The 20,136-nt window shown below is 70.0% G+C and carries 18 protein-coding genes, 1 tRNA gene and 1 pseudogene; 14 read left to right on the top strand and 6 right to left on the bottom strand.

What is annotated here, in order from left to right; all coding sequences use genetic code 11:
- Positions 1-36 precede the first annotated feature (36 nt).
- The 4 genes from HHL10_RS03200 (at position 37) to HHL10_RS03185 (ending at position 2,682) form a co-directional block, all read left to right on the top strand.
- Positions 37-357 (top strand): hypothetical protein, encoded by a 321-nt coding sequence (locus tag HHL10_RS03200; RefSeq protein WP_169158913.1) that lies wholly within the window; start codon positions 37-39, stop codon positions 355-357.
- A 3-nt stretch (positions 358-360) separates the two neighbouring features.
- On the top strand, positions 361-1,341 hold the full coding sequence (locus HHL10_RS03195) for a homoserine kinase (RefSeq protein ID WP_169158912.1): 981 nt from the start codon (positions 361-363) through the stop codon (positions 1,339-1,341).
- Positions 1,338-2,204 carry a BPSS1780 family membrane protein gene (locus HHL10_RS03190; protein ID WP_205832898.1) on the top strand — a complete coding sequence of 289 codons (867 nt, stop codon included), beginning with the start codon at positions 1,338-1,340 and terminating at the stop codon, positions 2,202-2,204. Before HHL10_RS03195 ends, HHL10_RS03190 begins: the two co-directional genes overlap by 4 nt.
- 280 nt (positions 2,205-2,484) lie before the next feature.
- Positions 2,485-2,682, top strand: a complete 198-nt coding sequence (locus tag HHL10_RS03185) for a hypothetical protein (RefSeq protein WP_169158911.1) — start codon at positions 2,485-2,487, stop codon at positions 2,680-2,682.
- A gap of 180 nt (positions 2,683-2,862) precedes the next feature.
- Here HHL10_RS03185 and HHL10_RS03180 read toward each other — a convergent pair whose 3' ends face one another.
- On the bottom strand, positions 2,863-5,211 hold the full coding sequence (locus tag HHL10_RS03180) for a UvrD-helicase domain-containing protein (RefSeq protein ID WP_169158910.1): 2,349 nt from the start codon (positions 5,209-5,211) through the stop codon (positions 2,863-2,865).
- Between the two features lie 71 nt (positions 5,212-5,282).
- Between HHL10_RS03180 and HHL10_RS03175 the strand changes: the two genes are divergently transcribed.
- The 3 genes from HHL10_RS03175 (at position 5,283) to HHL10_RS03165 (ending at position 8,305) form a co-directional block, all read left to right on the top strand.
- Positions 5,283-6,083, top strand: coding sequence for a gamma-glutamyl-gamma-aminobutyrate hydrolase family protein (locus tag HHL10_RS03175; RefSeq protein WP_169158909.1), 801 nt, complete (start codon positions 5,283-5,285; stop codon positions 6,081-6,083).
- Positions 6,080-7,165 (top strand): patatin-like phospholipase family protein, encoded by a 1,086-nt coding sequence (locus HHL10_RS03170; RefSeq protein WP_205832897.1) that lies wholly within the window; start codon positions 6,080-6,082, stop codon positions 7,163-7,165. Before HHL10_RS03175 ends, HHL10_RS03170 begins: the two co-directional genes overlap by 4 nt.
- A 162-nt stretch (positions 7,166-7,327) precedes the next feature.
- Positions 7,328-8,305: a GMP reductase gene (locus HHL10_RS03165; RefSeq protein ID WP_169158908.1), complete on the top strand. Its 978-nt coding sequence runs from the start codon at positions 7,328-7,330 to the stop codon at positions 8,303-8,305.
- Positions 8,306-8,461: 156 nt separating this feature from the next.
- On the opposite strand, the gene HHL10_RS03160 is transcribed toward HHL10_RS03165, so the two are convergent.
- Positions 8,462-9,283: a MipA/OmpV family protein gene (locus HHL10_RS03160; RefSeq protein ID WP_169158907.1), complete on the bottom strand. Its 822-nt coding sequence runs from the start codon at positions 9,281-9,283 to the stop codon at positions 8,462-8,464.
- 203 nt (positions 9,284-9,486) lie between these two features.
- Between HHL10_RS03160 and HHL10_RS03155 the strand changes: the two genes are divergently transcribed.
- Both HHL10_RS03155 and galU read left to right on the top strand, forming a co-directional pair.
- Positions 9,487-12,318: a valine--tRNA ligase gene (locus HHL10_RS03155; protein ID WP_169158906.1), complete on the top strand. Its 2,832-nt coding sequence runs from the start codon at positions 9,487-9,489 to the stop codon at positions 12,316-12,318.
- Between the two features lie 155 nt (positions 12,319-12,473).
- Positions 12,474-13,340 carry a UTP--glucose-1-phosphate uridylyltransferase GalU gene (galU, locus tag HHL10_RS03150; RefSeq protein ID WP_169159296.1) on the top strand — a complete coding sequence of 289 codons (867 nt, stop codon included), beginning with the start codon at positions 12,474-12,476 and terminating at the stop codon, positions 13,338-13,340.
- Between the two features lie 77 nt (positions 13,341-13,417).
- Here galU and HHL10_RS03145 read toward each other — a convergent pair whose 3' ends face one another.
- The gene (locus HHL10_RS03145) at positions 13,418-13,645 is read right to left on the bottom strand and encodes a sulfurtransferase TusA family protein (RefSeq protein WP_157268095.1); all 228 of its coding nucleotides are present in this window, start codon (positions 13,643-13,645) and stop codon (positions 13,418-13,420) included.
- Positions 13,646-13,666: 21 nt separating this feature from the next.
- On the bottom strand, positions 13,667-14,572 hold the full coding sequence (cysM, locus tag HHL10_RS03140) for a cysteine synthase CysM (RefSeq protein WP_169158905.1): 906 nt from the start codon (positions 14,570-14,572) through the stop codon (positions 13,667-13,669).
- A 109-nt stretch (positions 14,573-14,681) separates the two neighbouring features.
- On the opposite strand from cysM, the gene HHL10_RS03135 reads away from it, so the two are divergent.
- The 3 genes from HHL10_RS03135 (at position 14,682) to HHL10_RS03125 (ending at position 16,729) form a co-directional block, all read left to right on the top strand.
- A tRNA-Leu gene (locus HHL10_RS03135) sits at positions 14,682-14,766 on the top strand.
- Positions 14,767-14,888: 122 nt separating this feature from the next.
- The gene (locus HHL10_RS03130) at positions 14,889-15,488 is read left to right on the top strand and encodes a rhomboid family intramembrane serine protease (RefSeq protein ID WP_169158904.1); all 600 of its coding nucleotides are present in this window, start codon (positions 14,889-14,891) and stop codon (positions 15,486-15,488) included.
- Between the two features lie 107 nt (positions 15,489-15,595).
- On the top strand, positions 15,596-16,729 hold the full coding sequence (locus tag HHL10_RS03125; RefSeq protein WP_235971059.1) for a S1C family serine protease: 1,134 nt from the start codon (positions 15,596-15,598) through the stop codon (positions 16,727-16,729).
- Here HHL10_RS03125 and HHL10_RS03120 read toward each other — a convergent pair.
- Positions 16,726-17,619 (bottom strand): SDR family oxidoreductase, encoded by an 894-nt coding sequence (locus tag HHL10_RS03120; protein ID WP_169159294.1) that lies wholly within the window; start codon positions 17,617-17,619, stop codon positions 16,726-16,728. The two genes, HHL10_RS03125 and HHL10_RS03120, sit on opposite strands and share 4 nt — an antisense overlap.
- A gap of 134 nt (positions 17,620-17,753) precedes the next feature.
- Here HHL10_RS03120 and HHL10_RS03115 point away from each other — a divergent pair, with 134 nt between their 5' ends.
- Both HHL10_RS03115 and HHL10_RS03110 read left to right on the top strand, forming a co-directional pair.
- Positions 17,754-18,803: a CDP-6-deoxy-delta-3,4-glucoseen reductase gene (locus tag HHL10_RS03115; protein ID WP_169158903.1), complete on the top strand. Its 1,050-nt coding sequence runs from the start codon at positions 17,754-17,756 to the stop codon at positions 18,801-18,803.
- Between the two features lie 5 nt (positions 18,804-18,808).
- Positions 18,809-19,786 carry a Bug family tripartite tricarboxylate transporter substrate binding protein gene (locus HHL10_RS03110; RefSeq protein WP_169158902.1) on the top strand — a complete coding sequence of 326 codons (978 nt, stop codon included), beginning with the start codon at positions 18,809-18,811 and terminating at the stop codon, positions 19,784-19,786.
- A gap of 112 nt (positions 19,787-19,898) precedes the next feature.
- Here HHL10_RS03110 and HHL10_RS03105 read toward each other — a convergent pair.
- Positions 19,899-20,136 (bottom strand): annotated as a pseudogene (locus HHL10_RS03105) (ABC transporter ATP-binding protein); the annotation flags it as partial.

The raw sequence follows: 20,136 nt of genomic DNA, 5'->3' as shown, positions 1-20,136 counted from the left end.
CCGAGAGAGCCCCCGCCCCGCTCCTACAATGGCGCCATGAACGCCCTCCTCCGCCCTGCCGCGGCGCTGGCCGCGCTGTGCGCGACGCTGCCGCTGGCCGCCCAGACTGCCCAGACCGCCGAAAACGCGCGCCAGCTTCCGCCCGAACCCAATGTCCAGCACCTGGTGATCGAGGATGAGGGCGTGCGCGTCGAGGAGCTGCGCGTGCGGGGTCAGACCCAGCGCCTCGTCGTGCGTCCGCGCAACGCCGCGCCTTACGAGGTCATTCCCGGCGGCGGCGAGCGCGACATGAGCAGCGGCCCGGGCAACAGCCGGGGCGCTGCCGGGCAGCGCGTGTGGAACATGCTGAGCTTCTGACCCATGGCCGTCTTCACCGAAGTGACCTTTGAAGAGGTCGACGCCTTCGTCTCCACGCTGGACGTGGGCCGCCTCACCGCGCTGCGCGGCATCGGCGCGGGCATCGAGAACACCAACTACTTCGTCTCCACCACGCAGGGCGAGTGGGTGCTGACGCTGTTCGAGCGCCTGAGCTTCGAGCAGCTGCCCTTCTACCTGCACCTGATGCGCCACCTGGCGCAGCGCGGCATCCCGGTGCCCGAGCCGCGCTCGGACGGCAACGACCAGATCCTGCACCAGCTCAAGGGCAAGCCCGCGGCGCTGGTCAACAAGCTCGTCGGCGGCCACCAGCTCGCCCCCGACCTGCACCACTGCGAGCAGGTCGGCGAGATGCTGGCACGCATGCACCTGGCCGGGCGCGACTTTCCGCTGGCCCAGCCCAACCTGCGCGGCCTGCCCTGGTGGCAGGAGACGGTGCCGGTGGTGCTGCCCTTCCTCGCTCCCGAGCAGCGCACGCTCATCGAGGAGGAACTGGCCTTCCAGGCCGAGCTGGCCGTCTCCGCCGCCTATAAAGACCTGCCGCGCGGCCCGGTGCACGCCGACCTGTTCCGCGACAACGTGATGTTCGAAGGCCTGCCCGGGCGCGAACGCCTCACCGGCTTCTTCGACTTCTACTTCGCCGGCATCGACACGTACCTGTTCGACATCGCGGTGTGCCTCAACGACTGGTGCATCGACCTCGACAGCGGCCGCGGCGTGGACGAGCGCGCCGCCGTCTTCGTCGCCGCCTACGAGCGCGTGCGCCCCCTGACCAGCGCCGAGCGCCGGCTGCTGCCCGCGCTGCTGCGCGCGGGGGCGCTGCGCTTCTGGGTGTCGCGGCTGTGGGACCTGCACCTGCCGCGCGATGCCAGCATGCTCAAGCCGCACGACCCCATGCACTTCGAGCGGGTGCTGCGCGAGCGCATCGCCACGCCGTGGCATCCCCAAGGAGAGCGCGACGCATGAGTGCATTGCCCCTGCCCCCGCCGCCCCTGCTGCTGCAGACCCTGCCGCCGCGCCGGGGCGTGCTGTGGGTGCAGCGGGCCTTCGCGCTGTTCCTGCGCCGGCCCATGGGCTTCACGCTGCTGTTCCTGTCCTTCCTGTTCGTGGCGCTGTTCGTGATGTCGCTGCCGCTGGTCGGGCCGATCGTGGTGATGATGGCGCTGCCGCTGCTGTCGCTGGGCTTCATGGTGGCCACGCGCGGGGCGCTGCAGGGCAAGCCGGTACATCCGGCGCAGTACGTGGAGCTGCTGCGCGCCCGACCCAAGTCACGGCGCCGAAGGCTGCTCAAGCTGTGCTTCTTCTACGGCGTGGCCACGGCGCTGATCGCGGGGCTGTGCGACTGGGTGGACGGCGGCCGCTTCGAGCAGCTGCACGTGGAAATGATCGTCGAGAACGGCGACCCCGGCGCGCTGCTGCGCGACGCGCAGTTGCAGTTCGGGCTGCTGCTGCGCGTGACCCTGACCACGCTGCTGGCGCTGCCCTTCTGGCATGCGCCGGCGTTGGTGTGGTGGGCCGAGCAGGGCACGGCGCAGTCGCTGTTCTCCAGCTGGATCGCCTGCTGGCGCAACCGCGGCGCGCTGGTGGTCTACGGGCTGACCTGGATGGCGCTGCTGCTGGGCTTCCTGCTGCTGGTCACCACGGTGTTCTCGCTGCTGGGCGCGCGCCAGCTCGCCGGCGTGGCCGTGCTGCCCGCGGGGCTGATGTTCAGCTGCGCCTTCTACGTCTCGCTGTACTTCACCTTCAGCGACAGCTTTGGCTGGAATGAAGAGCCGGCGGGCAGTGGGGGAGCGCCGAAAGACCAGGCGCCGCTGGACGGAGCGGCGTGAGCGCCGCGCGGCGCAGCTCAACCGCTTTCACTCCCTGCGGCAGCCGCTGCTTCGGACCGCGCGGCACGGCCGTGGCCGGCAGGCCCAGCGCCAGCCGCGTGGCGGCCAGGAAACTCTCACTCAGGCAAGTCATGGTGATCACTTCGGTGTGACGGGCTGCCCGGGGCAGCGACCGCGGCAGTGTCGCCACGCCCCGTGACGGCCGCATGTCACACCCATGACCGTCCCGTGAACGCCCCCGGGCCGGCGGCCGCCCCCCCACCCCCCACAATCGCGCCCCATGAAGATCCGCCCCCTGCTCCTCGCCCTGCTCGCCGCCCCGCTGCTGCTCTCCGGCTGCGCCGTGGTGACGGTGGCCGGCGCCGCCGCCGGGGCGGCCATCGCCGTCACCGGCGCCGTGGTCAGCACCGGCATCTCCGTGACCGGCAAGGTCATCGAGAAGAGCGTGGACGCCATCGGCGACGACGAGGACGAGTGACCCGCACACCCGGGCATGGCTGAAGCAACAGCCACACCAGCCAAGCCGGCGCGGATTGTCAGTCCAAGGGAGACAGCTTTCTCACCCAGGGCAACCGAGTGACCCAGCCGTAAACCGGCAGGAAACAATTGCCCCGCTGCGCATGGAAGCGGCCCGGGCAGCAACCCAGGCCGCAGCCCTTCAGTCGATCGGCGTGAGCTTGGCCACCGACAGCGCCAGCCACTTGCGGCCGTGGCGGCCGAAGTTGACCTCGGCGCGGGTGTCCTCGCCGCTGCCCTCCAGCGTCACCACCACGCCCTCGCCGAAGCGGTTGTGGAACACCGCCTTGCCCACCGACAGCCCGTGCGAAGGCGCGGCCTTGGGCACCAGCGGCGGCGGCGCGGGCTCCTTGCGCGCCTGGAACGGCGACCCGGCCGCCTGCTGCCACGCCTGCCGCGGCGTGAAGGCCATGGCGCCCTGGAAGCCCGTGCGCGGCGTGATCCACTTGAGCGCGCCCTCGGGCAGCTCATCGAAGAAGCGGCTCTTGACGTTGTAGCGGGTCTGCCCGTGCAGCAGCCGCGTCTGGCTGAAGCTCAGGTACAGGCGCTTGCGGGCGCGCGTGATGGCTACGTACATCAGGCGCCGCTCCTCCTCCAGCCCGTCGGCGTCGGACAGCGAGTTCTCGTGCGGGAACAGCCCCTCCTCCAGCCCGGTGATGAACACGGCGTCGAACTCCAGGCCCTTGGCCGAGTGCACCGTCATGAGCTGGATCGCGTCCGAGCCGGCCTGCGCCTGGTTGTCGCCCGCCTCCAGCGAAGCGTGGTTGAGGAAGGCCGCCAGCGGGCTGACGATCTCGCCGGTCTCGGCATCGGGCAGCAGCTCCGCGCCGATGGCCGGCGCGTCCTCGGGCCGCAGCTCGTCCACCGGCAGCGCCACCACTTCCTTGCCAAAGCCTTCCTGGGTGACGAAGGCCTCGGCGGCGTTGACCAGTTCCTCCAGGTTCTCGATGCGCTCCTGGCCGTCCTTGTCGGCGCGGTAGAAATCGAGCAGCCCGCTGGCGTCGAGCATGCGGCTGATGATCTCGCGCAGCGTCAGGCCCTTGGTCCGCTCGCGCAGGCGCAGGATCAGGTCGTTGAAGGCCGCCAGGTTGGTGCCCGCCCGGCCCGTGACCGCGCCCACGCTCTGGTGCAGGCTGCGCCCGCTGGCGCGCGCGGCGTCGGTGAGCTGCTCGATGCTGCGCGCGCCGATGCCCCGCGCCGGGAAGTTCACGACGCGCAGGAAGCTGGTGTCGTCATGCGGGTTCTCGACGAGGCGCAGGTAGGCCAGCGCGTGCTTGACCTCCGCGCGCTCGAAGAAGCGCAGGCCGCCATAGACGCGGTACGGGATGCCGGCGTTGAACAGCGCGCTCTCCAGCACCCGGCTCTGCGCGTTGGAGCGGTAGAGGATGGCGATCTCGCTGCGCGGCAGCCCGCCGCGGTGCAGCAGCTGCGCTTCCTCGACGATCCACTGCGCCTCGGCGTGGTCGCTCACGCTCTCGTGCACGCGCACCGGCTCGCCGGGGCCGGCCTCGGTGCGCAGGTTCTTGCCCAGGCGGCGGCTGTTGCGCGCGATCAGCCCGTTGGCGGCGTCGAGGATGTTCCCGTAGCTGCGGTAGTTGTGCTCCAGCTTGACGACGCTCTGCACGCGGTACTCGCGCTCGAAGTCGGCCATGTTGCCCACGCGCGCGCCGCGGAAGCCGTAGATGGACTGGTCGTCGTCGCCCACGGCGAACACGCTCTGCCCGCCGCCCGGGGGCGCGAGCATCTTCAGCCACGCGTACTGCAGCCGGTTGGTGTCCTGGAACTCGTCCACCAGCACGTGGCGGAAGCGCTGCCGGTAGTGCACCGCCAGCGCCTCGTGGTCGCGCAGCAGCTCGTAGCTGCGCAGCATCAGCTCGGCGAAGTCCACCACGCCCTCGCGCTGGCACTGCTCCTCGTAGGCCTGGTAGATGAGCGCGAGCTGGCGCGTGTGCGGGTCGCGCTGCTCCACGTCGGCGGGGCGCTTGCCTTCCTCCTTGCAGGCGGCGATGAACCAGCTCACCTGCTTCGGGACGAAGCGCTCCTCGTCCAGCTTCATGGCCTTGATGACGCGTTTCACCGCGGACACCGAGTCCGCCGCGTCCAGGATCTGAAAGCCCGAGGGCAGCCCGGCCTGCTTCCAGTGCGCGCGCAGCAGCCGGTTGCACAGGCCGTGGAAGGTGCCGATCCACATGCCGCGCACGCTCAAGGGCAGCAGCGCCGAGAGGCGCGCCATCATTTCCTTGGCGGCCTTGTTGGTGAAGGTCACGGCCAGCAGCCCGCCGGGCGAGACCTGGCCCGTCTGCAGCAGCCAGGCGATGCGCGTGGTCAGCACGCGGGTCTTGCCCGAGCCCGCGCCGGCCAGGATCAGCGCCGGCTGGGCCGGCAGCGTCACGGCGGCGAGCTGTTCGGGATTGAGGTGGCGCAGCAGCGCGTTCGGCACGGCCGGCCCTGCGGCGGCCGGCGCGGTTTCATTGATCGACGGGGAACCCATGGGGCATTTTAGGAGCTGCCCCCCGCTCCACGGGGGTGCGGCCCAGGCACCGCATTCGCTCCTTCCAGGCCATGGCTCCCCTGCTCATCGGCATTTCCGCCCGCATCTACTACCCGCAGGCCCCGGTGGCCGACACCGGCGGCGTCTTCACCCGCACGCTGCATTACCTGGAGCAGTCCGTCGCCCACTGGGTCCTCAAGCCGCATGTGCTGGCGCTGATGATCCCGGCCATCGAGCGCGAAGGGCTGCTGCAGCCGCGCGAGGTCAACCTGGCCGACTACGCCCGGCAGCTCGACGGGCTGGTGCTGCAGGGCGGCAACGACGTCTCGCCGCGCAGCTACGGCGAGGACCCGATGCACGCGGACTGGACCGGTGACCGCATTCGCGACCGTTACGAGATCGAACTCTTTCGTGCCTTCCTTGCCGCCGGCAAGCCCGTGATCGGCATCTGCCGCGGCTGCCAGCTCATCAACGTGGCGCTGGGCGGTACGCTGTACCAGGACATCCCCACGCAACTGCCCGAGGCCATCGGCCACCGCGACCTCATGCGCTACGACCAGCAGTTCCACGACATCGAGCTCACCCCGGGCTCACGGCTGTCGCAGCTCTACGGCGGCGCCACGCACGGCGAAGTCAATTCCATCCACCACCAGGCGGTGAAGGACCTGGGTGAAGACCTCGTGGTCGAAGCCCGCGGCGTGCCCGACGGCGTGGTGGAGGCGGTGCGCTGGCGCGGCTCCAGCTACGTCTTCGGCATGCAGTGGCACCCGGAGTTCATGGCCGGTGACGCGCCCGACCCGCGCCGGCTCGGAGGCGACCCGATCCTGCTGGACTTCCTCAGCGCCGTGGCCGAGCGCAAGGAACGGCGTTGAGCCCCCGGCTCTGGCCCTGGCTGCGCGGCGCGGCGCAGCGCCCGGTCGCGCTCGCCCTGCAGGGCGGCGGCGCGCACGGCGCCTTCACCTGGGGCGTGCTCGACGAGCTGCTGCAGCGCGACGACCTGCGCATCGAGGCGCTCAGCGGCACCAGCGCCGGCGCCATGAACGCCATCGTGCTGGCGCATGGGCTGCTCGACGGCGGCCCCGCGGGCGCGCGCGAGGCGCTGCACCGCTTCTGGCATGCCGTGAGCCAGCAGATGCCCGCCGGCGCCATCCGCCCGGCGCGCAGCGACGACGAGGTGCCCAGCCTGCACCCGGCCGCGCAGGCGCTGCTGCAGTGGACGCGGCTGCTCTCGCCCTACGCGCTCAATCCGCTCAACCTCAATCCGCTGCGCGGGCTGCTGGAGTCGCAGATCGACTTCGAGCGGCTGCGCGCCAGCCGCGGGCCGCAGCTCTTCATCGCCGCCACCAATGCCAACACCGGGCAGCTGCGGCTGTTCCGCCGCCACGAGCTCAGCGTGGAGGCGGCGCTGGCCTCGGCCTGCCTGCCGATGGTGATGCAGGCGGTGGAGATCGACGGCGAGCCGTATTGGGACGGCGGCTACGCCGCCAACCCCGCGCTGCTGCCGCTGGTGTGCGAGGGCACGGCGCCGGACCTGCTCATCGTCACCCTCAATCCGCGCGTCTTCGGCGAGCTGCCGCGCACCGCGTCGCGCATCCAGCAGCGCGCGCTGGAGATCGGCTTCAACGCCTGCTTCCTGCACGAGCTGCGCTGGCTGCTGCAGTTGCAGACGCTGGCGCGCCAGGGCGCGTGGCGCGGCTGGGGCTGGCGCCGCCGCGTGGCCGCGCTGCGGGTGCACGTGATCGAGGCCGACGAGCAGCTCGCCGGGCTGCCACTGCACACCAAGCTGATCCCGCACCGCCCCTTCCTGGAGACGCTGCGCGACCGTGGCCGCGCGCAGGCCCAGGCGTGGCTGGCGCAGCAGGGCCAGGCCATCGGCCAGCACTCCAGCGCCGACCTCGCGGCCCTGCTCGGCGCCGGGGCATTGCCGCCCGGCCCCGACGCCGCCCCTGCGTAGAATGCGCCACCGGGCCCAAATTTTTGGAGCCCGGTTTTTTGTGCCCGCACCGTCCTTGCTGACGGCTTCGCGGGACAGCCGGGCTCCAGGTCAAGCGCTCGCAGCCATTGGGCCGCGCACTGCCACAACGCGCCGCCTCTAGACCTTCATCTGGAGCCAGCTTTGGACATCTTTGATTACGACAACGTGCTGTTGCTGCCGCGCCGCTGCCGCGTGGAAAGCCGCAGCGAGTGCGACACCTCGGTGCAGTTCGGCCCGCACCGCTTCAAGCTGCCGGTGGTGCCGGCCAACATGAAGACGGTCGTCGACGAGCGCATCGCCGCCGGGCTGGCGCGCGAGGGCTATTTCTACGTCATGCACCGCTTCGACCTCGACAACGTCGCCTTCGCGCGCTCGATGCGCGAGCAGGGGCTGCTCGTCTCGATCAGCTCGGGCGTGAAGGAGGCCGACCGCGCCGCCATCGACCGCCTGGCCGCCGAAGGCGTGGGCGCCGACTACATCACCATCGACATCGCCCACGGCCATGCCGACAGCGTCCAGCGCATGATCGGCTACATCAAGCAGAAGCTGCCGCAGGCCTTCGTGATCGCCGGCAACGTGGGCACGCCCGAGGCCGTGATCGACCTGGAGAACTGGGGCGCCGACGCCACCAAGGTCGGCATCGGCCCGGGCAAGGTCTGCATCACGCGGCTGAAGACGGGCTTCGGCACCGGCGGCTGGCAGCTCTCGGCGCTGAAGTGGTGCGCGCGCGTGGCGACGAAGCCCATCATTGCCGACGGCGGCATCCGCCACCACGGCGACATCGCCAAGAGCGTGCGCTTCGGCGCCGCGATGGTGATGGTGGGCTCGCTCTTCGCCGGCCACGAGGAAAGCCCGGGGCGCACGGTCGAGGTCGATGGCCAGCTCTACAAGGAGTACTACGGCTCGGCCTCGGACTTCAACAAGGGCGAGTACAAGCACGTCGAGGGCAAGCGCATCCTGGAACCGGTCAAGGGCAAGCTCGCCGACACGCTGCGCGAGATGCGCGAGGACCTGCAGAGCTCCATCTCCTACGCCGGCGGGCGCGAGCTGCGCGACCTGCGCAAGGTGAACTACGTCATCCTCGGCGGCGAGAACGCGGGCGAGCACCTGCTGATGTGAGCCCGGCACGGGCGACGGCGACGGCCGTGCCCTGCCCAGCGCGGTCCAGGGCTGATGTAGCCCTGGATTGCTCAGAAAATCCGAACAATAGCCGCATATAGTGCGGCCACTATCCAGTCAGACTGGCCAATCCCGCGCTGCTCTGCGCCGTTGACTTCAGTCCTCCTCGCCCGGGCGCGAGGAGCTGGCGAAGACATAGGTCAGCGCCACGCCCGCCGACCAGTGCTCGCGCTGGCGCACCAGCGGGCTGTCGAGGAAGCTGGCACCGCGCAGCGTGTCCCAGCGCACGAAGCCGCCTAGCCACCACGGGCCCAGGCGCCGCGTCGCCGTGCTCATCAGGTAGCCGCCCGCCATGCCGCCGCCGGGCTGGTAGGCCGGCCGCCCGGGCGCGGCGTTGGCGGCCGGCACGCCATAGAACACCTCGTTGTAGCGCCGGTTCTGCGCCACGGCCGCCGCCGACAGCGCCACGCGCCAGCCGCGCGCCTCGGGCAGCGACAGGCGCAGCTGCGGCGTCGCCACCCAGCCCTTGAAGCCGCCTTCCGAGCCCAGCCCCAGCGCCGCACGCACGGGCAGCCGCAAGTCCAGCCGCCAGCGCTCGCCCTGCGCCACGTTCCAGTTGAGGTTGGGTCCCAGCTCGACGATGGTGGGCAGGTCCGCCATGCCGCGCCGGGCCTCGTTGTCGCGGCTGCGGTTCGGCGGGGTGCCGGCCAGGCTGAGGTCGATATCCAGCCGCTGCGTGTTCCACAGCAGCGCCCGCGCGCCCTCGCGATCGGCGCGCAGCACAGGGCCGCGGTAGACCACGTAGGGCAGCGGCAGCAGCCAGGTGTGCGACTGGTCCGAGCCGCGGTAATGAGGCAGCTGCAGCACGGTGCCCCCCGCGCCCAGCTCCCACAGCGGCTCGGCCGCCGGGGCCGCGGTGACGGCGCCGCCGAGCAGGGCGGCGCAGAGGATGGGATGCAAGGGCTTGGGCGGTTTCATCGGCTCATCGGTGGGTGGCACAAAGGCGGCGCGCGCCGGGAGCGGCCTTGGTTCGTGAACCCCGGCGCGTCCGCCCGCGGGGCAATCCGAGCGCCCGCAGGAGGCCCCTGGGGCGCACCCTACAATCCCGCACCCCCCTATGAACCCTGACGGCGCCGGCGCGCAACGCGCTTCCAGCGCGCCGGCGTGCCTTTGCTTCCGCCATGACCGAACTCGCCAAATCCTTCGAGCCCGCCGCCATCGAGGCCCACTGGGGCCCGCTGTGGGAAAAGAGCGGTGCCTACGAGCCGACGCTGGACCCGGCCAAGCCGTCCTTCAGCATCCAGCTGCCCCCGCCCAACGTCACGGGCACGCTGCACATGGGCCATGCGTTCAACCAGACGATCATGGATTCGCTCACGCGCTACCACCGCATGCGCGGCTTCAACACGCTGTGGGTGCCGGGCACGGACCACGCGGGCATCGCCACGCAGATCGTGGTGGAGCGCCAGCTCCAGGAAAAGGGCATCAGCCGCCACGAGCTCGGCCGCAAGAACTTCGTGGCGCGGGTGTGGGAGTGGAAGGAACAGAGCGGCTCCACCATCACGCAGCAGATGCGCCGCATGGGCGACAGCGTGAGCTGGCCCCACGAGTACTTCACGATGGACGAGAAGCTCTCGAAGGTCGTCACCGAGACCTTCGTGCGGCTGTACGAGGAGGGGCTGATCTACCGCGGCAAGCGCCTGGTCAACTGGGACCCGGTGCTCAAGTCCGCCGTGTCGGATCTGGAGGTGGAGAGCGAGGAAGAGGACGGCTCGCTGTGGCACATCCGCTACCCGCTGGCCGACGGCTCCGGTGAGCTGGTGGTGGCCACCACCCGCCCCGAGACCATGCTGGGCGACGTGGCGGTGATGGTGCATCCGCAGGACGAGCGCTACCAGGCGCTCATCGGCAAGCAGGTGGCGCTGCCGCTGACGGGCCGCACCATCCCCGTGATCGCCGACGAGTACGTGGACCGCGAGTTCGGCACCGGCGTGGTGAAGGTCACGCCCGCGCACGACGTCAATGACTACGCGGTGGGCCAGCGCCATGGCCTGCCGATGATCAGCATCTTCACGCTCGATGCCAGCCTCAACGAGCAGGCGCCCGAGGCCTACCGCGGCCTGGACCGCTTCGAGGCGCGCAAGACCATCGTGGCCGACCTGGAGGAACAGGGGCTGCTGGCCGAGGTCAAGAAGCACAAGCTGATGGTGCCGCGTTGCGCGCGCACCGGCCAGGTCGTCGAGCCCATGCTCACCGACCAGTGGTTCGTGGCCATGACCAAGCCCGGCGCCGACGGCAAGTCGATCGCCGAAAAGGCCATCCAAGTCGTTGATGACGGCTCGGTGAAGTTCGTGCCCGAGCAGTGGATCAACACCTACCACCAGTGGATGAAGAACATCCAGGACTGGTGCATCAGCCGCCAGCTGTGGTGGGGCCATCAGATCCCGGCCTGGTACGGCAGCGGCGGCGAAATCTTCGTCGCGCGCAGCGAGGAGGAGGCCCGCGCCCGGGCCGAGGCCGCCGGCTACCGCGGCGAGCTCACCCGCGACGAGGACGTGCTCGACACCTGGTACTCCTCGGCGCTGGTGCCCTTCTCCAGCCTGGGCTGGCCGGAGAAGACGCAGGAGCTGGACCTGTTCCTGCCCTCTTCCGTGCTGGTCACGGGCTTCGACATCATCTTCTTCTGGGTGGCCCGGATGATCATGATGACGGTGCACTTCACCGGCCAGGTGCCCTTCCGCCACGTCTACATCCACGGCCTGGTGCGCGACGCGCAGGGCAAGAAGATGAGCAAGTCCGAGGGCAACGTGCTCGACCCGGTGGACCTCATCGACGGCATCGCGCTGGAGCCGCTGCTGGCCAAGCGCAGCACCGGGTTGCGCAAGCCCGAGACCGCGCCGCGCGTGCGCAAGGACACGCAGAAGGAGTTCCCCGAGGGCATCCCCGGCTACGGCGCTGACGCGCTGCGCTTCACCTTCGCCGCGCTGGCCAGCCTGGGCCGCAACATCAACTTCGACTCCAAGCGTTGCGAGGGCTACCGCAACTTCTGCAACAAGCTCTGGAACGCCACGCGCTTCGTGCTCATGAACTGCGAGGGCCAGGACTGCGGCTTGGCCGAGCATGGCGCGCAGGAATGCGTGCCCGGCGGCTACCTCGACTTCTCGCCGGCGGACCGCTGGATCAGCGGCGAGCTGCAGCGCGTGGAGGCGGCGGTCGAGCAGGGCTTTGCCGAGTACCGGCTCGACAACGTCGCCAACGCCATCTACTCCTTCGTCTGGGACGAGTACTGCGACTGGTACCTGGAGATTGCCAAGGTGCAGATCCAGACCGGCACGGCCGAGCAGCAGCGCGCCACGCGCCGCACGCTCATCCGCGTGCTGGAGACGGTGCTGCGCCTGCTGCACCCGATCACACCCTTCATCACCGCCGAGCTATGGGAACGCGTGGCGCCGGTGGCCGGCCGCAAGGTGGCCGGCGACGGGCAGAGCCTCGTCACCGCGGCCTACCCCCGGCCGCAGCTGGAGCGCGTGGACCCGCAGGCCGACGCCTGGGTCGCCAAGCTCAAGGCGCTGGTGGGCAGCTGCCGCAACCTGCGCGGCGAGATGAACCTCTCGCCCGCCGAGCGCGTACCGCTCTACACCTTTGGCGACGAGGGCTTCGTCAACGTCGCCGCGCCGGTGCTCAAGGCGCTGGCCAAGGTGTCGGAGGTGCGCGTCTTCGCCGACGAGGCGGCTTTCGCGCAGGCCACACAGATGGCGCCGGTGGCGGTGCAGGGCGAGATCCGGCTGGCGCTGCACGTCGAGATCGACGTCGCGGCCGAGCGCGCGCGGCTGTCCAAGGAAGTGGCACGGCTGGAAGGCGAGATCGCCAAGGCCAACGCCAAGCTGGGCAACGAGAGCTTCGTGGCCCGCGCCCCTGCCGCCGTGGTGGCCCAGGAGCGCCAGCGCGTGGCCGACTTCAGCCAGAACCTGGAGCGCCTGCAGCAGCAGCTGGCGCGGCTGCCCGCGGCTTGAGCGAAATCAGACCCGGGAAGATGACGGGGGCCTGACAAGGGTCCTCTCTCAGGCTCCTCCGGGACCCCGGCTCCAGGCGGCCTGCAACAGCCAGTTACGGCAGAAGCCCGTGCCAGAATCGGTCATCACCACGTGATGGAGCCACGATTCACATGATGCAAATCAAGAAGGCCGTTTTCCCGGTTGCCGGTTTGGGTACGCGCTTCCTGCCTGCGACCAAGGCGCAACCCAAGGAAATGATGCCGGTGGTGGACAAGCCGCTGATCCAGTACGCGGTGGAAGAGGCCTACGCTGCCGGCGTGCGCGAAATGATCTTCGTCACCGGGCGCCACAAGCGCCCCATCGAAGACCACTTCGACATGAGCTTCGAGCTGGAAAAGACGCTGGAGCAGGCCAACAAGCAGGAACTGCTGGACGTGGTGCGCAGCGTCAAGCCCGCCGACATGGAGTGCATCTACGTGCGCCAGGCGCAATCCCTGGGCCTGGGCCATGCCGTGTTGTGCGCCGAGCGGCTGGTGGGCAACGAGCCCTTCGCCGTGCTGCTGGCGGACGACCTGATGGTGGGCGAGACGCCGGTGCTCAAGCAGATGGTGGAGCAGTTCGCCGAGTGGCGTACTTCCATCCTGGCCGTGCAGGAGGTGCCGCTGGCCTACGTCAAGCGCTACGGCATCGTGGCCGGTACGCCGGTGAACGAGCGCATGACCGAAGTCACCCGCATCGTCGAGAAGCCCGCGCCCGAGGAGGCCCCGTCGCGGCTGGGCGTGGCCGGGCGCTACATCCTCACCCCGGGCGTGTTCCACGAGATCCGCACCCAGAACGTGGGCGTGGGCGGCGAGCTGCAGCTCACCGACGGCATTGCCGGGCTGCTGCGGCGCGAGAAGGTTTTCGCCTACAACTACCAGGGCAAGCGCTACGACTGCGGCAGCAAGGAAGGCTTCCTGAAGGCCAATGTCGAGCTGGCGCTGGAGCATCCCGAAATCGGCACCTGGTTCCGCGGCTACCTCAAGCAGCTGACGCTGTAATCCATCACCGCCACTGCCGGGTCAGTGGCGCCCGATGAAGACACCCACGCCCACGGCGTGGGTGTTTTTCTTTCCGACTACCGCTTGCGCAGGCAGTGCACGAACTCGTCGCCGCTGCTGGTCTGCTCCACCAGCTCGTGGCCGGTCTGGCGCGCGAAGGCCTGGAAGTCGCGCACCGACCCGGGGTCGGTGGCCACCACCTTGAGCACCTGGCCGCTGTCGATCTCGGCCAGGGCCTTCTTCGCCTTGAGGATGGGCAGCGGGCAGTTCAGGCCGCGCGTGTCGATTTCCTTGTCCACTTGCATCGAGGTTGATCCTTCAGCAGCTCAGGCCGGAAACACGCCGGTGGAGAGATAGCGGTCGCCGCGGTCGCACACCACGAACACGATGGTGGCGTCGCGCACCGTGCGCGCGATCTGCAGCGCCGCCCAGCAGGCGCCGGCCGCCGAGATGCCGGCGAACAAGCCCTCTTCGCGCGCCAGGCGCCGGGCCATGTCCTCGGCATCGGCCTGACTCACGTACACCAGCTCGTCCACGGCCGACGGGTCGTAGATCTTGGGCAGGTAGGCCTCGGGCCATTTGCGAATGCCCGGGATGCGCGAACCTTCCGACGGCTGCGCGCCGACGATGCGCACGCCCGGGTTTTGCTCCTTGAGGTAGCGGCTCACGCCGGTGATGGTGCCGGTAGTGCCCATGGCGCTGACGAAGTGCGTGATGCGCCCCTCGGTATCGCGCCAGATCTCCGGCCCGGTGGTCTCGTAGTGGATGCGCGGGTTGTCGGCATTGGCGAACTGGTCGAGCACCAGGCCCTTGCCGTCGCGCTGCATCTGCTCGGCCAGATCCCGGGCGTACTCCATGCCGCCGCTGCGCGGCGTGAGGATGAGCTCGGCGCCAAAGGCCTTCATGGTCTGCGCGCGCTCCACGGAGAGGTCCTCCGGCATGATCAGCAGCATGCGGTAGCCGCGGATGGCCGCAGCCATGGCCAGCGCGATGCCGGTGTTGCCCGAGGTGGCTTCGATGAGGGTGTCGCCGGGCTTGATCTGGCCGCGCTCCTCGGCGCGGCGGATCATGCTGATGGCGGGACGGTCCTTGACCGAGCCGGCAGGGTTGTTGCCTTCGAGCTTGCCGAGCAGGATGTTGTTGCGCTCGGCCAGCATCGCGCCTTCGAGGCGCTGCAGCCTCACCAGCGGCGTGTCGCCGATGAACTCTTCGAGGGTCTTGTACGAGGGCATGAGCAGGCAATGGAATCGTTTATGCGCCATTGTCGCAGTGCCCCCCGGGACCTGCCTGCGCCCATGACATAATCCGCTTTCAATACGCGAGCGCTGCTTCGCACCCACGGCCCGGGTGGCGAAATCGGTAGACGCAGGGGATTCAAAATCCCCCGCCGCAAGGCGTGCCGGTTCGAGTCCGGCCCCGGGCACCACGCATGGTTGCGACAGCAACGCCGCCTTCGCCGGCCGCCGGCGCACCATCCGCACGCGCGGATGCTGCAGGCAGCCTCTTCCCGCACCTGACGCCCGGCACGTTCTGCGCTGCCGTACCGCCATGCCCTCGATGCCCCCCATCACCAAAGCGTTCATGCTCGCCTGCGTGGGGATGTTCTGCATCGGCTTGCTGCTGCCCGTGCCCTTCGAGTCGTTGCTGGCGCTGTGGCCGCTGCGCAGTGGCAACTTCTGGCCCTGGCAGCCGCTGACCTACGCGTTCCTGCATGGCAGCGTCATGCACCTGTTCTTCAACATGCTGGGGCTGTGGATGTTCGGCAGCGAGATCGAGCGGCTGTGGGGCAGCCGCCGCTACCTGCACTTCCTCATTGCCAGCGTGCTGAGCGCGGCCGTGGCGCAGCTGCTGTTCACCCAGCTCATTGGCTCGTACTCGCCTACCGTGGGCGCGTCCGGCGCGCTGTTCGGGCTGCTGCTGGCTTTCGGCATGATGTTTCCCAACCGCACGATCATTCCGCTCTTCCCGCCCATCCCGATGAAGGCCAAGGTCTTCGTGGCGGTGTTCGGCGGGCTGGAGCTGTTGATGGGCATGTCGGGCGGCAGCGGCAGCGGCATCGCGCACTTTGCCCACCTCGGCGGCATGCTCGGCGGCTTCCTGATGATCCGCTACTGGCGCGGCCAGACACCGTTCGGCCGCCGCCGCTGACGACGCGCCGGATTCGGCGCTGCATCATCTTTTCGTCCCGTCGCGCGCCCGCGCGGCCTTGGCATGCGCATTGCCTGAGTTCAGGCAGTCCCTCCCGGGAGTGCGCCATGTCTTCTCCCCTGCTGACCACCCAGCCACGGCGCCGCTTGCGCCACTTTCTGTCCGCTCCGCGATTGCGGCTGTGGCTGACGCTGGTGATGGCGCTGGCCAGCGCCTGGGTGTGGACCGTGGCACAGGCCCAGGAGGCTTCATCCGCGGCAATTGCACCGTCGCCCGAGGCCGCTGAGGAAAGCGGCGGGATGTCGGAGCAGGCGCGCATCCAGGCCTTGCGCCGCGCCAGCGACGCCGTGCTGGGCGTGGAGGTATTGGGGCTGGCCGACGCCCGCTCCAACGCCTCGGTAGGGCGCGAGCGCCAGGGCTCGGGCGTGGTGATCGACAGCGACGGGCTGGTGCTGACCATCGGCTACCTCATCGTCGAGGCCGAGCAGGTGCAGCTGGTGCTCGATGACCAGCGCCGCCTGCCCGCGCGCGTGGTGGCCTACGACGTCGCCACCGGCTTTGGCCTGCTGCAGGCTCTCACACCGCTGCCGCTGGCGCCGGTACCGTTGGGTGACAGCGCGGCGTTGCGCCATGGCGAGCCGCTGATGGTGGTCAGCGGCGGTGACAACGGCGCCGTGAGCCTGGCGCAGTTGGTGTCGCGGCGTCCCTTTGCCGGCTACTGGGAGTACCAGATCGACCAGGCGCTCTTCACCGCTCCGCCGCGCACCGACCACAGCGGCGCCGCGGTGTTCAACGCCGAAGGTGAGCTGCTGGGCGTGGGCTCGCTGCTGGTGGCCGACGCGTTGGGCAACGACTCGCCCACCCATCTGCCGGGCAACATGTTCGTGCCGGTGGAGCTGCTCAAACCCATCCTGGCCGAGCTGCGCCACAACGGCACCACGGTCGCCAGCCGCCGTGCCTGGCTGGGCTTGAACTGCATGGAGCGCGATGGCCAGGTGCGGGTGCTGCGCGTGAACGACGACAGCCCGGCCGAGGAGGCCGGGGTGCAGCCGGGTGACCGCATCGAGCGCATCGACGGCGCCCAGGTGCAGTCCCTGGAGCAGTTGTGGAAGCAGCTGTGGAACGGCGGACAGCCCGAACGCGTCATTACCCTGGACATCCGCCGGGAAGGTGAACCGCACCGCCTCACGCTCCACAGCGTGGACCGCATGACCACGCTGAGCAAGGCTGAAGGCATCTAGCCGCCCTGCAGTCCCTCGCGCACCGTGGCATAGCGCAGCACCAGCCGCAGCTCCCGCTTGAGCCGGCGGTTCACCAGCCGCCGCGACTCGCCCATGAAGCTCAGTTGCAGCGGCGAGAGCCGCTGCAGCGCTTCCTCACGGGAGATGCGCGGCGGGCGCGGCAGGCCGAACAGGTCGGCGGCGAAGTCGAAGTAGTCGCCCATGCGCAGCTCGGTGTCGTCGCTGGCGTGCAGCACGCGCTGCGGCGCGCCGCGATGCAGCGCCGCGACGCAGGCGCGCGCCAGATCGTCGGCATGGATGTGGTTGGTGTAGACGTCGTCCTCGGTGCGCAGCACCGGGCTGCCACGCCGCAGCCGCTCGGCGGGATGGCCGCCGGGCCGGTCCAGCGCATAGATGCCGGGGATGCGCAGGATCGTCACCGCCACGCCGCAGCGCCGTCCCCAGGCGCGCACCTGGGCCTCGGCATGCACGCGACGGCGCGCGCGCGCGGTGGCCGGGCGCACCGTGCGCGTCTCGTCGAAGCAGGCACCGCCGCAGTCGCCATAGACACCCGTGGTGCTGCCGTACACCAGGCGCCGTGCGCGCGGGCGCCGTGACAGCGCCTGCAGCAGCCGCGCCGTGCGCGGATCGCCCTCCCCTTCGCCCGGCGGCGGCGCCAGGTGCAGCACCGCGTCGGCCATCCCGGCCAGGCGGGCCAGCGTGGCGGCGTCGTCCAGGTTGCCATGGAGCGGCTGCACGCCCGCGGCGCGCAGGGTGTCGAAGCGCTGCGGCGAGCTGCTCAGCGCCAGCACGCGCCAGCGCCCGGCCAACAGCCGCGCCACGCGCAAGCCCACGTCACCACAGCCCACGATCAACAGGACAGGACGGCGGAAGGCAGTGGGCAGGCTCATGGCGGGACGGATCGACAGCGCGGAAGACGGCACGCGGCGGTGTGAGGGCAGCCCGGCAGGCGACAATCGCACCTTTGTTCTTCCTGCTGCAGCCGCGGCGGCGCGCCAGTGTACGGGCCGTGCGGCCTTCAACCATGAGCTACAAGATCGACGTGCAGCCCGCGGGGCTGAGTTTCGAGGTGGATGGCGAAACCATCCTGGCCGCGGCCATCCGTCAGGGCATCGGCCTGCCCTACGGCTGCAAGGACGGCGCCTGCGGCTCCTGCAAGAGCAAGCTGCTGGAGGGCCAGGTCACGCACGGCCTGCACCAGCACAAGGCGCTGTCGGAGGCCGAGGAGGCGGCGGGCCTGATCCTGACCTGCTGCGCCACGCCGCAGAGCAACTGCGTGATCGAGGCGCGCAGCGTGCCCGGCGCCGGCGAGTTCCCGGTGCGCAAGCTGCCCGTGCGCGTCATCAGCATCGACAAGCCCGCGCCTGACGTGGCGGTGCTCAAGCTGCAACTGCCGGCCAACATGCCTTTCGAATACCACGCCGGGCAGTACATCGAGTTCCTGCTGCGCGACGGCGCACGGCGCAGCTACAGCATGGCGAATCCGCCGCATGCCGGCCCGATCGAGGCCTCCGCGCCGCCGACGATGGAGCTGCACATCCGCCACATGCCCGGCGGGCTGTTCACCGACCAGGTCTTCAGCACCCTCAAGCCGCGCGACATCCTGCGCATCGAAGGGCCTTTCGGCAGTTTTTTCCTGCGCGAGGACAGCGACAAGCCCATGGTGCTGCTGGCCAGCGGCACCGGCCTCGCCCCGGTGAAGGCCATCATTGAGCAGATGCAGGCCAAGGGCCTCACGCGCCCCGCCGTGCTGTACTGGGGCTGCCGCCGCAAGGCCGACCTCTACATGCACGACTGGGCGCTGCAGGCCGCCAGCCAGCTGCCCTGGCTGCGCTATGTCCCTGTGCTCAGTGAGCCGCTGCCCGAGGACCAGTGGAGCGGGCGCACCGGCTTCGTGCACGAGGTGGTGATGACCGACCTGCCCGACCTCTCGGGCCATCAGGTCTACGCCTGCGGTGCGCCGGTGATGGTGGAGGCCGCGCACCGCGACTTCACCAGCCGCTGCGGCCTGCCCGACGAAGAGTTCTACGCCGACGCCTTCACCAGCGAGGCGGACAAGCACGAGGAGGATTGAGCCCGATGCGACGCCGCACCGCCCTGGGCCTCCTTGCCGCCGCCGCGCTGCCGCTGCACGCGCAGCCTTCGGCACGGCCGATCCGTTTCATCGTTCCCTACCCGCCCGGTGGTCCGCTGGACACGGTGGCGCGCGCCCTGGCCGAGCGCGTCAAGGACAGCCTGGGGCTGGTGGTGGTGGAAAACCGGCCCGGCGCCGGCGGCAACATCGGTGCCGACCAAATCGCCAAGGCGGCTCCCGACGGCCACAGCCTCGTGATGGGCGCGGTGGCCACGCATGCCATCAATCCTTGGCTCTACCGCCGGCTGCCCTACGACCCGCTGCGCGACTTCACGCCCGTGACGCTGGTGGCGCAGGTGCCCAATGTGCTGGTGATGAACGCCGAGACTGCGGCACGGCTGAAGATCGCCAGCGTCCGCGACCTCGTGGCCTATGCCAAGGCCAATCCCGGCAAGCTCAATTACGGTTCGGGCGGCAACGGCAGCGCCGGACACCTGGCCGGCGAGATGTTCAAGTCGCAGGCCGGCGTGTTCATGGTCCACATCCCCTACGCCGGCGGCAACGCGGCGCAGCTGGCGCTGTTGTCGGGCCAGGTCGATCTCACCTTCGACAACCTCGCCTCGGCCGCGGCCAACATCAAGAGCGGCCGGCTGCGCGCGCTGGCCGTGACAACGGCCAAGCGCAGCGCCGCCATGCCCGATCTGCCCACCGTCGCCGAGGGCGGTCAGGCACTGGGGCTGGGGCAGTTCGATGTGGGGACCTGGTTCGGCATCTTCGGCCCGGCGCGGCTGCCGGCCGAGCTGACGCAGCGCCTGAACAAGGCCTTCGTCGAGGCACTGGGCTCACCCGAGCTGCGCAGCCGCATGGCCACGCTCATGGTCGAGCCCTCACCCTCCACGCCTGAAGCCTTCGGGCGCTTCGTGCAAACGGAGCTGAAGAAGTACGAGAAGGTGGTGAAGGCCTCGGGCGCGCAGGTGGACTGACCAGGCGCCCGCGGTCCGCCACGGACCGACCCAAGCAAAAGGGCCGCGCATGCGGCCCTTTTGTCGTCAGGGACAGCGCGCCAGCCTGAAAAGGCCCGGACGCGCGGCCAGCTCACTCGCCCAGGTACGCCGCGCGCACCTTGGGGTCGTTGAGCAGCTGCCTGGCGTCGCCGGTCATGGTGATCTCGCCGGAGTCCATGACGTAGCCGCGGTCGGCCAGGCCCAGCGCGCGGCTGGCGTTCTGCTCCACCAGCAGCACCGTCATGCCCTGGCCGTGCACGTCGCTCACGACCTCGAAGATCTTGTCCACCATGATCGGCGACAGCCCCATCGAGGGCTCGTCGAGGATG

The organism is Azohydromonas caseinilytica (genome assembly GCF_012927045.1).
Taxonomy (GTDB): Bacteria; Pseudomonadota; Gammaproteobacteria; order Burkholderiales; family Burkholderiaceae_C; genus Azohydromonas; species Azohydromonas caseinilytica.
The sequence above is the reverse complement of the archived record's forward strand: the minus strand, read 5'-3'. Positions and strand labels throughout refer to the sequence as shown.

Coding starts and splice junctions, on each gene's coding strand:
- HHL10_RS03190 (WP_205832898.1), top strand. CDS start 1,338: ATGAGTGCATTGCCCCTGCCCCCGCCGCCCCTGCTGCTGCAGACCCTG.
- HHL10_RS03120 (WP_169159294.1), bottom strand. CDS start 17,619: ATGAGCCTGCCCACTGCCTTCCGCCGTCCTGTCCTGTTGATCGTGGGC.
- HHL10_RS03155 (WP_169158906.1), top strand. CDS start 9,487: ATGACCGAACTCGCCAAATCCTTCGAGCCCGCCGCCATCGAGGCCCAC.
- HHL10_RS03180 (WP_169158910.1), bottom strand. CDS start 5,211: ATGGGTTCCCCGTCGATCAATGAAACCGCGCCGGCCGCCGCAGGGCCG.
- cysM (WP_169158905.1), bottom strand. CDS start 14,572: ATGCCCTCGTACAAGACCCTCGAAGAGTTCATCGGCGACACGCCGCTG.
- HHL10_RS03130 (WP_169158904.1), top strand. CDS start 14,889: ATGCCCTCGATGCCCCCCATCACCAAAGCGTTCATGCTCGCCTGCGTG.
- HHL10_RS03160 (WP_169158907.1), bottom strand. CDS start 9,283: ATGAAACCGCCCAAGCCCTTGCATCCCATCCTCTGCGCCGCCCTGCTC.
- HHL10_RS03125 (WP_235971059.1), top strand. CDS start 15,596: ATGTCTTCTCCCCTGCTGACCACCCAGCCACGGCGCCGCTTGCGCCAC.
- HHL10_RS03115 (WP_169158903.1), top strand. CDS start 17,754: ATGAGCTACAAGATCGACGTGCAGCCCGCGGGGCTGAGTTTCGAGGTG.
- HHL10_RS03175 (WP_169158909.1), top strand. CDS start 5,283: ATGGCTCCCCTGCTCATCGGCATTTCCGCCCGCATCTACTACCCGCAG.
- HHL10_RS03200 (WP_169158913.1), top strand. CDS start 37: ATGAACGCCCTCCTCCGCCCTGCCGCGGCGCTGGCCGCGCTGTGCGCG.
- HHL10_RS03195 (WP_169158912.1), top strand. CDS start 361: ATGGCCGTCTTCACCGAAGTGACCTTTGAAGAGGTCGACGCCTTCGTC.
- galU (WP_169159296.1), top strand. CDS start 12,474: ATGCAAATCAAGAAGGCCGTTTTCCCGGTTGCCGGTTTGGGTACGCGC.
- HHL10_RS03185 (WP_169158911.1), top strand. CDS start 2,485: ATGAAGATCCGCCCCCTGCTCCTCGCCCTGCTCGCCGCCCCGCTGCTG.
- HHL10_RS03110 (WP_169158902.1), top strand. CDS start 18,809: ATGCGACGCCGCACCGCCCTGGGCCTCCTTGCCGCCGCCGCGCTGCCG.
- HHL10_RS03145 (WP_157268095.1), bottom strand. CDS start 13,645: ATGCAAGTGGACAAGGAAATCGACACGCGCGGCCTGAACTGCCCGCTG.